Below are 9006 nucleotides of genomic sequence, written 5' to 3' on the forward strand. Positions count from 1 at the left end.
CGATGGGAACCAACGTCTCAGCGATGTTCCTGTTGCGGGAATATCGGCGGGAAAAAGGCGTTAAATATCCGTGAGTGGGAATGTCTTTTCTGTGGAACTTTTCATGATCGAGATGTAAACGCTGCGGTAAATATCAAGGTTGCCGGAGGACATTCGGAGACTTTAAACGGACGTAGAGGAAAGCGTAAGACTTCTGTTAAAGAAGCAGCATCCCGGGTCGCGTCAACCCCATTCAGCGACCATCTTAAAAAGGTGGCGTGGTGAGGAATCGCCGTCCGTTTTACGGCGGCGAGGATGTCAATCGGCTTTACAGGAACTGCTTTCGGGACAAGTGCAAGCGGAAGACAGCCCCGAATATATCCAGCGTGTCAGTATTCCGGGACGGATTACTGGGCGCACAGTACGCCTGTTCTCAGGACAAGTTGTTCCCGTCATTGAACCGGATAGCCCCCGGGGAATTTATGGTTGGCACGTTAATACTTTAGTCCGTGCGGCAATAGAAGCTGTTGGTGCAGAACAAACAGAAGCCCAAGAAAGCCAAATGCGCCGGACTTTGAGTAGTTTCCTCAACCGCATCTACTACGATTTACGCAATTTAGGGCAAACTTCCCAAGACCGCGCCCTCAATTTTGCCGCGACCAATGCTTTCCAAGCAGCACAAACTTTTTCTGAGGCTGTGGGTGCAGGGATGGAGTTAGATAGTATTAATGTTTCTAAGAGTCCTTTCTGTCGGCTGGATAGCGATTGTTGGGATGTACAGTTAAAATTCTTCGACCCAGAAAATAGCCGCCGCGCTCGTAAAGTCTTCCGTTTTACTATAGATGTGAGTGACTTAATTCCTGTCACCTTGGGCGAGGTTCGTTCCTGGTCTTCTCCTTATTAGTCCTCTCCCCTAAACTCTATCTATTTACGCCAAAACAACCATGAGACTTCCCAAACAGTCTGCTCCCGTCAAACGTCCCCATTTTATTCATCCCCACGAATGTGTTGATATTGTTCATGGCGATGGAGAAGATTTAGTATCTATCTTGGTTAAGTTAGTTCATGGGGCTAACTACAACGATCCGGCACAATTTCAATACCCTCACTATGGCTATCTAAAAATGTCATCCTTTGGCGGTTTTCGTTATTAGTATCGACTTCTAAAACCTAACAAAAAACACTGAAGGAAATCAAACAATGGCTGACTCTAAAAGTTCTAAGCAATCAGAAACCAATCCGAATGTTGAGCAACCAGAAACAAAAAAATCCAACATTCAACCACAGGAAACAACTCAACCTAAAGCTAAATATATTCCCGCAACTGGGTTAGAAGATTACGGACGCTGGAAAACCATGTTCCAAGACCGCAAGGCGAATCCCAATGATCCGCCGTTTCGTCGGGGTCGAATTTGGTGTTAAACACCTTCCCTTAATCTTCAGGTTCTATCCCTAATGCCCTTAACTGTTCCGCTAGGCGCTCGGCTCGTTGTCGTTCCCGCTCGGCTCGTTGTCGTTCCTGTTCAGTAGATTCCTGGGAAGTTAACAACAAGTTACCTTCCCCATCCCACCAGCGAAGCCAGGGAAAGAATTGATTTTGGTATTCTCCTTGCCAAATTCCTAACTCTACCTTTAAAGGAACAATAGGATAATGACCGCGCTGATTAGGAGTCATTTTTTGGTAACGACCATTAACTAACTGATACATCTCGATCTGGGCCTTGTTAACTTCATAAATTCCATAAAAAGGAATTTGAATCGCTCGCTCATAGATCCAAAATTTACCCTTAACAGGCGTTTTATCCCGTTCTTCTTCACCATTGCCAGAGACAAATTCTAAGGCAATAACCGGTTCAATGGTTTCTTTCCACATCACAAAGGAACGGCGAACTTGACCATCAATAGTCGTGGGGACATGGGGAACATAAAACCAATCGGGAGCAACAGCACCCTTTTCTAGAGATTCTGGATGCTCTGGCAATCGCCAATAAATCCCACAATCTCGACCTAGGCAGTAATTACCATCAGGATGTAATTGTTCTAAAAGGGGTGTAATAGTATCCGTTAAAAGGTCTGCTTGGGGAGGCTCTTGATAGTTTTTCACAAAACTTCCATCTTTATCGGGGAGTTGGGTGTGGTCGGGTAAAGGGGAATCGCAATACACCGTTGCAGAAGGTTCCTGAATTGTGGTTGAGGATTGTACCGTTTGGGTGATTGAACTCATCTTTAATTCCCCTATTTTTGTTATCTAGCTTTTATTCTATAACTGTTCTTGAAAATCTGTACAAACTATGCCTGATCTCAATGCTATCCCCGGAATGACCGCTCTTCGCTCCCATACCAAAGGCGATCCACGCATCAAAATCGCCGTTCTTGATGGACCAGTTGACTTAGATCGCGCCTGTTTTCAAGGAGCAAATATTACCCGTATTAATCCTTATTGGGCCGAAGAATTTCCCATCGATCCCCAACACTTACAAGCCTTTTTAGATGTAGAAGCTAGTGGCAAAAGTGATGAAGAAAAAGAGGAAATGTTTAAGGAGGCGATTCCAGATGAAAATATCCGCCACAGTTTGCATTTGCGCTTCCATGCTAACCATATTATCAGCACCATTTGTGGACAGCCAGATTCACCGGTAGAAGGGATTGCTCCTAACGCAACGGTGATTAATATTCCCATTGCTTATGGGAATGACGATTTTATTAATCCTCTCAATCTTTCCCGGGCGATTAGTACCGCTATTGAACAGGGAGTTAATATTATCCATTGTGCCGCTTGTCACCCAACTCAAAGCGGATTAGCTCACGAATTTATTGATAAAGCGATTCGTCAAGCACAGGATAATAATATACTCGTTATTGCTCCTGGTGGTAATGATAAAGGAGAGTGTTGGTGCGTTCCTGCGGTATTAGAAAATGTCCTGACAGTAGGAGCGATGAAAGATACAGGAGAGCCATTTAAATTCAGTAATTTTGGTGGTAAATATGCGACTCAAGGGATTCTTGCTCCCGGAGAGAATATTCTAGGATCTCAACCCGGAACTGATGACCCTATCCGCAAAAAAGGGACTAGCTGCGCTGCTCCAATTGTGACAGGAACGGCCGCTTTATTAATGAGTTTACAATTAGAACAGGGTTTATCTCCCGATGCGGAAGCAGTAAGAGCCGCCTTGACTAATAGTGCCATTCCCTGCGATCCTAATGAAGTAGAAGAACCAGAACGCTGTCTGTTAGGAAAAATCAACATCTCTGGAGCTTATGAATTGCTGACAGGAGAGAAATTACAAACTGTTGAAGCGGATAACAATTCGTCGAATAATATCATAGAATCGACGGTAATTCCAGTGACAGCGACAACCTCTGTTATTCCCTCTTGTTCAACCGAGATAGCGAATCAGGGAATAACTGCAACCATTTCAACAGCAGCAACAAGACAACCAGCGATCGCTCCTAGCAATGCTTCAGAAAATATTTCCTCAACTGGATTAATAAAAAATCATCAAGCACATAACAATATTGTCCTAAATAATGTTGTTCCTAGTCAACGCTCAAACCTCGTTTATGTGTTAGGAACCCTGGGTTATGATTTCGGAACAGAAGCGCGTCGGGATACTTTTAAGCAGTTAATGCCAACCATCACGATCGATAATATTGAATTACCATCCAATCCCTACGATGCACGACAAATGGTAGATTATTTAGAAAGTAATCTATCAGAAACTAAGTCTTTAATTTGGACAGTTAATTTATAACTAACTCCCATCTATGCTATTAAACCAGTGGGAGCTTTTGCTGCTGATATTTATCAAGTCATGCAATATATGTTAGCGGGTCAAATATTGCCAGAAGCTGACGAAGATTATGTTGAAAGAGTGAGTATTCCGGGTATGCTGACCGAGGAAACTGTGAAACTTTTTTCCGGTCAAATTATTCCTGTCCTCAAAGTTAATAGTCCGCGAGGAATGTATGGCTGGAAAGTTAATACTTTGATTGAATCAGCGATAGAAACTGTTAGCGCGGAACATGAAATCGCCGATGAATCTAGGATGCGGCGTTCTCTGACCAGTTTCTTGAATCGCATTTATTATGACTTACGAAATTTAGGACAAATAGCACGCGATCGCGCCTTAAATTTTGCGGCTACTAACGCTTTTCAAGCTGTACAAACCTTCTCCCAAGCAGTAGCAATGGGAATGGAATTACACAGTATTGAAGTAGAAAAAAGCCCCTTCTGTCGCTACGGAAGTGAATGCTGGGATGTGAAATTAAAATTCTTCGATCCCGAAAATGGTCTGCGAGCTAAACGAGTATTTCGCTTTACCATTGATGTTAGCGATCGCACTCCAGTAACCTTAGGAGAAGTGCGCTCTTGGGCTGTTTCTAAGTGAGGTCTTAGCTTAGGGTTTGCTGAATAAATCTAAAAACCTTGTTGGATAATATCTTTAGGCTTTTTTGAAATCAAAAAGTGCCATTTCTTGGAGTGGTCGGGGGGAAAATTCCGGGACTTTTTCCCCGAAAATTAGGTAATTGACTACCTCAAAATCGGTAAAACCCTACACCCTACACCCCACACCCCACACCCTACCCCCACGAAAAACTTTTTGCCGCAAACCCGAATTAAGGCCGCGCACTGATTCTTTAAGTCAACTCCAAGCAAAAATGCAGGAATATCTTGATAGTGGCTTAAGACTGGGCTGGTTAATTGATCCCATCCCATTAGTCAACAGGTAGCAATCTATCGCCAAAATCAGGCTAGTATGTTTTCTGACTGCTATTTTTCAATTTTATTGGTGAGAGTTCCGACCACATCAATACCGAGGGTTTGATGGACACTGGCGAGGAATTGATTGACGATTTCGGGATAGACTTTAATCAGGGTAGCGAGGGATTTACCATCACCATTATCAACAATATTAACTCGATCGAGGTGTAAGCGTTTAGGAATTTTTATCGCTTCTTCCAGGATAGTTTCTAACTGTTGAATCAAGAAAATTGCTGATGCTTCGCTGCCGGTGTTTTGCCAAACTTCCGCGAATAATTCGTTAACCAAGGCTTCAGCTTTAGCATTTTCTTCAAAAATTGCCGCTTGTCCTCTAGCGCGGAAAGTTTCGGCTTCCTGCTGCGCTTCTGCGGGTAAAACTTCATCTGCTTGGAGACGTAATCTTTCTAATTCTGCTCTGACCTGTTGAAATTTTTCTTCAACTATAGCACGTTTTTCCTTAGCGGCGGCGATAGTTATTTCTTCTTCCGATTTTGCCTGTTGTTCCAGTTTTGCCTTTAACTTTCTCAATTCGTTTTCTTGCTCTAAAATGATAATTTGATCGCGGGTTTTAGCTACGGTTGCCTGTTCCTCACATTCCGCGACTATTTGTTCAGCTTCATTGAGTGCATTTGATTCCGCAATTTCAGCATCACGCATGACTAAAGCGATTCTTTCCCGTCCGAGGGAGTTAAGATAATCCACGTCATCGGCAACATTTTGAATTTTGAGAGTATCAATTTCTAAACCGAGTTTAAACAGGTCTTGACTGACGTTACTGGTAATACTTTCGGCAAATTTTAGGCGATCTTCGTTCACTTGTTCGGGGGTCATTGTTGCGACTACACCCCGCAAGTTTCCTTCTAAAGTTTCTTTAGCTACGCGAATAATTTCTGCTCGATCTCGATCTAAAAAACGTTCGATCGCATTGCCGACTATTTCAGGTTTAGAACTAACTTTAACGTTAGCAATTGCCACTATATTCAGGGGAATATTTCCCTTAGAATAGGCATTTTTAATCTCAATTCTGATCGGGGTTGTGGTGACATCCATGCGTTTAACGGTTTCTAAAATTGGAATACGAATCGCCCGACCCCCCGATATCACTCGATAACCTGCATCTTGTCTATCTTTTGATTTGCGTTTCATCCCACTCAGGATTACTACTTCATTGGGTTTGCAAATACACAAAAAAGAATTGATAAACCAAATCGCACCAATCCCCAGAAATATCAATAAAGCAATGGGAACACTATTCCCCAATAAATTACCAGCACTGTTGTTGTTATTGTTGTCGTATTGATTGGAATTGATTTGGATGAGATAGGAATTATTTTGACTATTCATAGTTAGTTACCCTTTGGTCTAGAAGAAATTACAAATCGCCTCTGATATACTTTTCCGCAATGACTAAAACTTTATTGTCTTGGCAATTGAGGATAAATGCTTGATCCCCGACATTAAATTGTTCTTCCCCTTCCGTTATCGCTACTATATCGATCAGACTATCCCCGACATTAACTCGCACTTTCCCCTTGCTATTTTTATCGAAGGGGATTTGAACAACTCCAATTAAACCGATGAGAGATTGATGATCGACGATACTATTTACCTGTTGGTTGCAGCGTCTTAACTTGACTAAAATTAGGAGTAGAATGGCCAAACCAATACCTACCCCTAAAGAAATTAAAATGATTGTGAGCAGTTGAGCATTCATAGTTTAGTTATTTACCTTTATGGTTGCCCCCAATCTAATTACTGTTAACTAATTCGAGACTTCGGCCATTTCAATCACGCGATCAGCATTATCTTTGACCAAAAAATTTAAAGGTTTATTGCGACGAACTTTATACTTTAAGCGTCGTGATTCCACCCGCATCAGAATTTGTTCTAAACAATCGTGATCAAAACAAACGTGACGATGACGATCCTTATAACCCGCATTTGCCCCAGCAACGATATGCAGTTGGGTATTTTTCTTTAACTGATACCATAAACCCTGGGGTTGATCTCCCAAAGAAGTATGAGCAGTAGTCGCAGCCGGATTACTAGACATATAAAATGGGTCAATCATATTATTGCCCATCGTCTGCTCATAATTGTAATAGTAATGGAGGGGAACATCGGCCGTGGGTAAATTTAAAAGTCCTTCATAAAATTGTCGGGCTGTCTCCAAATCTGTCACCATGATTGTATGAACTTTTGGGGCGCTAGTTAGAAACATCCACATGGCTAAAGCATAAGCGGCCAGGAGCATAACCATAATCCCCTGGGTGGACAGGAGAGTATCAAGGGGTAGGAAAGCGCCGAAGAAAAGATGATTTATCAACACTGATGTGATCCTATTGCCTAAGAATTTCTATCATTCCCTAATTATAATCACGACGCTGAAACTTAAGTGAACAGGATGGGGAGTAACCGAGTTCTGTACATTTGTATTAAAATGCTCCCTACCCAGTTTAAATACAGTACAATTTGCCTCAAATTCTCCCTATGGGATGAATAAATGATGAGATGATGACATTGCGGACGGAAATATGAGGAATTAGCGGAGATGAAAGCGTATATTAGAAATAGAGCCATCCCTAGAAAAGTGAGCTACTTTTATGAATTCTTTTGCGCTTCCCGTCTTTCTGCAATCAGGTTTAACCCTACTGGCATTTTTAGTGCTGGTTATCCTGATGGCCTAAATCTTAATCCGTCTGTGACTTCGATCGAGCAGGGGACGATCGATAGCGCAGACTAGATCTTGATAGACAGTTAGCATCTGTTCAGCGATCGCCGACCAACTATATTGATTTAAGACTAAATCCCTGGCATTTTTCCCTCGTTGTTGGCGAATTTCAGGATTAGTGATAGCCGTTGCCAAAGTATTAGTTAAATCCTCAAGCTGACAAGCTGTCACCCATCCCGCAGCCGCTGCTGCTACCGCAGGATGCAGATCCACCCGGTCGGAGATAACCACGGGAATTCCGGCAGCCATAGCTTCTGCCACTGCGATGCCAAAATTTTCATAGTAGGAAGGTAAAACAAATAAATCGGCCCTAGCGAGGAGGTTATTTTTTATTTCTCCGGTCACAAATCCGGTAATTGTTGTATTTTTCCCCAAGATTGACCGCTCGATCTGATTTTTAATCCGATTTTCGTACTCCCGATCCTGGGGATTGCCTCCTGCTAAGACAAAATGAAAATCTAGGCCCTTTGCTAACAACCTTTCTAAACTGGGCAGCAATAAATCTAGACCTTTTTTCGGGTCAAGACGGGACATATAGAGGATGATCGGTTTATTTTGGGGAAGATCAAAACCGTTTACCGGTAGAGCTTGTGGGTCAAAAAAATCTACCCCTAGGGGGATGACAATATCCTTAGTTTTTATCTTAAATCTTTCGGCGATTTGACACTCCTGCTGACTGGTAAAATGAACGGCCGCCGCCGCCGCTAAATTGGGTTTTTCCAGAAAATTGGCATATATTTGTTTAAGTTGCCGTTTTTTTTGCAAATCTGCCGGATCGAGGGTGCCTAGGGGACGGAGAATATAGGGCAGTTGACGGTAACGAGCGATCGAAGCTGATATACTGCTCACTGGCGAGAATAAGGCGTGAATATGGGCGATATCGTAATCTTTTGCCCTATTAGCCAACCAAGTAAACAGATCAAGAGAAAATTTATAGCGGCGAAAGGGAGAACAGCGAAAATAATAGATTTGATAGCCATTTTGACTAACAGAGACCCCTAAAGGCACATCTAGGGGTGTTTGTCCTGTGTCACCATTGGAATCGGTGGTAATAATAGTCACCTCTTGGCCTAGTTGCGCCAAGGCCGCTGACAAACCGAGTACCATTTGACTGGGGCCACCATAAACAAGGGAAATCGAAGGAACAATCTGAAGAATTTTCATCGAAAAATTGGGTCAGAAACCCCGTCGTTCTAGGTTGGCTTTACTGTTAAATACTAGCGCATTTGCACGATATATGCTAGAAAGTGCCACTTAGAGCGACTCTAAGACCAGAACAGAGTAAATCTGTTAAGGCAGCTGGGAAACCGCTCAAGAAACCCCAAGAGGATATCAAATTCAAAACGAATATCAAATTTAGATGCACAATAGCTTATCCCTCTGATTTACCAGTAATAGTTAGTAAAAGTATAGTCAAATATAGACAGACTGAATTCCATTTCAGAAATTCCCTTCACTTTTACTTCGAGAGATTAATTCTCCTTGGGTGAACTACGCACCTCTCTATCCCATAGCGGTTAAACGCATTTGGGAA

General features: G+C 42.5%; 8 protein-coding genes and 3 pseudogenes. 6 read left to right on the forward strand and 5 right to left on the reverse strand.

The window, feature by feature from the left end; translation table 11 throughout:
- The 4 genes and pseudogenes from IM319_RS21420 to IM319_RS21435 form a co-directional block, all read left to right on the forward strand.
- Positions 1-264: zinc ribbon domain-containing protein (locus IM319_RS21420; RefSeq protein WP_287736863.1), on the forward strand; the 264-nt coding region annotated here is incomplete at its 5' end.
- 40 nt (positions 265-304) lie between these two features.
- Positions 305-883: pseudogene (locus tag IM319_RS21425) on the forward strand (peptidase S8); the annotation flags it as partial.
- Between the two features lie 40 nt (positions 884-923).
- The gene (locus IM319_RS21430) at positions 924-1133 is read left to right on the forward strand and encodes a cyanobactin biosynthesis system PatB/AcyB/McaB family protein (protein WP_012263826.1); all 210 of its coding nucleotides are present in this window, start codon (positions 924-926) and stop codon (positions 1131-1133) included.
- A 46-nt stretch (positions 1134-1179) separates the two neighbouring features.
- Positions 1180-1401, forward strand: coding sequence for a cyanobactin biosynthesis PatC/TenC/TruC family protein (locus tag IM319_RS21435; RefSeq protein ID WP_287685636.1), 222 nt, complete (start codon positions 1180-1182; stop codon positions 1399-1401).
- Between the two features lie 10 nt (positions 1402-1411).
- Here the strand turns inward: IM319_RS21435 and IM319_RS21440 are convergent, their stop codons facing one another.
- Positions 1412-2203 (reverse strand): Uma2 family endonuclease, encoded by a 792-nt coding sequence (locus IM319_RS21440; RefSeq protein ID WP_287736864.1) that lies wholly within the window; start codon positions 2201-2203, stop codon positions 1412-1414.
- Between the two features lie 67 nt (positions 2204-2270).
- Between IM319_RS21440 and IM319_RS21445 the strand changes: the two are divergent.
- Positions 2271-4367 (forward strand): annotated as a pseudogene (locus IM319_RS21445) (S8 family peptidase).
- A gap of 226 nt (positions 4368-4593) precedes the next feature.
- A pseudogene (locus IM319_RS22800) lies at positions 4594-4805 on the forward strand (Uma2 family endonuclease); the annotation flags it as partial.
- On the opposite strand, the gene IM319_RS21460 reads toward IM319_RS22800, so the two are convergent.
- The 4 genes from IM319_RS21460 to hpsP all read right to left on the reverse strand — a co-directional run bounded on the left by IM319_RS21460 (position 4751) and on the right by hpsP (position 8636).
- Positions 4751-6085: a flotillin family protein gene (locus tag IM319_RS21460; protein ID WP_287685631.1), complete on the reverse strand. Its 1335-nt coding sequence runs from the start codon at positions 6083-6085 to the stop codon at positions 4751-4753. The pseudogene IM319_RS22800 and the gene IM319_RS21460 sit on opposite strands and share 55 nt — an antisense overlap.
- A 28-nt stretch (positions 6086-6113) precedes the next feature.
- Positions 6114-6455 (reverse strand): hypothetical protein, encoded by a 342-nt coding sequence (locus tag IM319_RS21465; protein ID WP_287078143.1) that lies wholly within the window; start codon positions 6453-6455, stop codon positions 6114-6116.
- Between the two features lie 48 nt (positions 6456-6503).
- The gene (locus tag IM319_RS21470) at positions 6504-7070 is read right to left on the reverse strand and encodes a glyoxalase-like domain protein (protein ID WP_287685629.1); all 567 of its coding nucleotides are present in this window, start codon (positions 7068-7070) and stop codon (positions 6504-6506) included.
- A gap of 354 nt (positions 7071-7424) precedes the next feature.
- Complete coding sequence (gene hpsP / locus IM319_RS21475; protein ID WP_287736867.1) at positions 7425-8636, reverse strand: hormogonium polysaccharide biosynthesis glycosyltransferase HpsP; 1212 nt, start codon at positions 8634-8636, stop codon at positions 7425-7427.
- Positions 8637-9006: the final 370 nt, after the last annotated feature.

Origin of the sequence: Microcystis sp. M113S1 (assembly GCF_020246945.1) — a bacterium.
Classification (GTDB): domain Bacteria; phylum Cyanobacteriota; class Cyanobacteriia; order Cyanobacteriales; family Microcystaceae; genus Microcystis.

Coding starts and splice junctions, on each gene's coding strand:
- IM319_RS21430 (WP_012263826.1), top strand. CDS start 924: ATGAGACTTCCCAAACAGTCTGCTCCCGTCAAACGTCCCCATTTTATT.
- IM319_RS21435 (WP_287685636.1), top strand. CDS start 1,180: ATGGCTGACTCTAAAAGTTCTAAGCAATCAGAAACCAATCCGAATGTT.
- IM319_RS21440 (WP_287736864.1), bottom strand. CDS start 2,203: ATGAGTTCAATCACCCAAACGGTACAATCCTCAACCACAATTCAGGAA.
- IM319_RS21460 (WP_287685631.1), bottom strand. CDS start 6,085: ATGAATAGTCAAAATAATTCCTATCTCATCCAAATCAATTCCAATCAA.
- IM319_RS21465 (WP_287078143.1), bottom strand. CDS start 6,455: ATGAATGCTCAACTGCTCACAATCATTTTAATTTCTTTAGGGGTAGGT.
- hpsP (WP_287736867.1), bottom strand. CDS start 8,636: ATGAAAATTCTTCAGATTGTTCCTTCGATTTCCCTTGTTTATGGTGGC.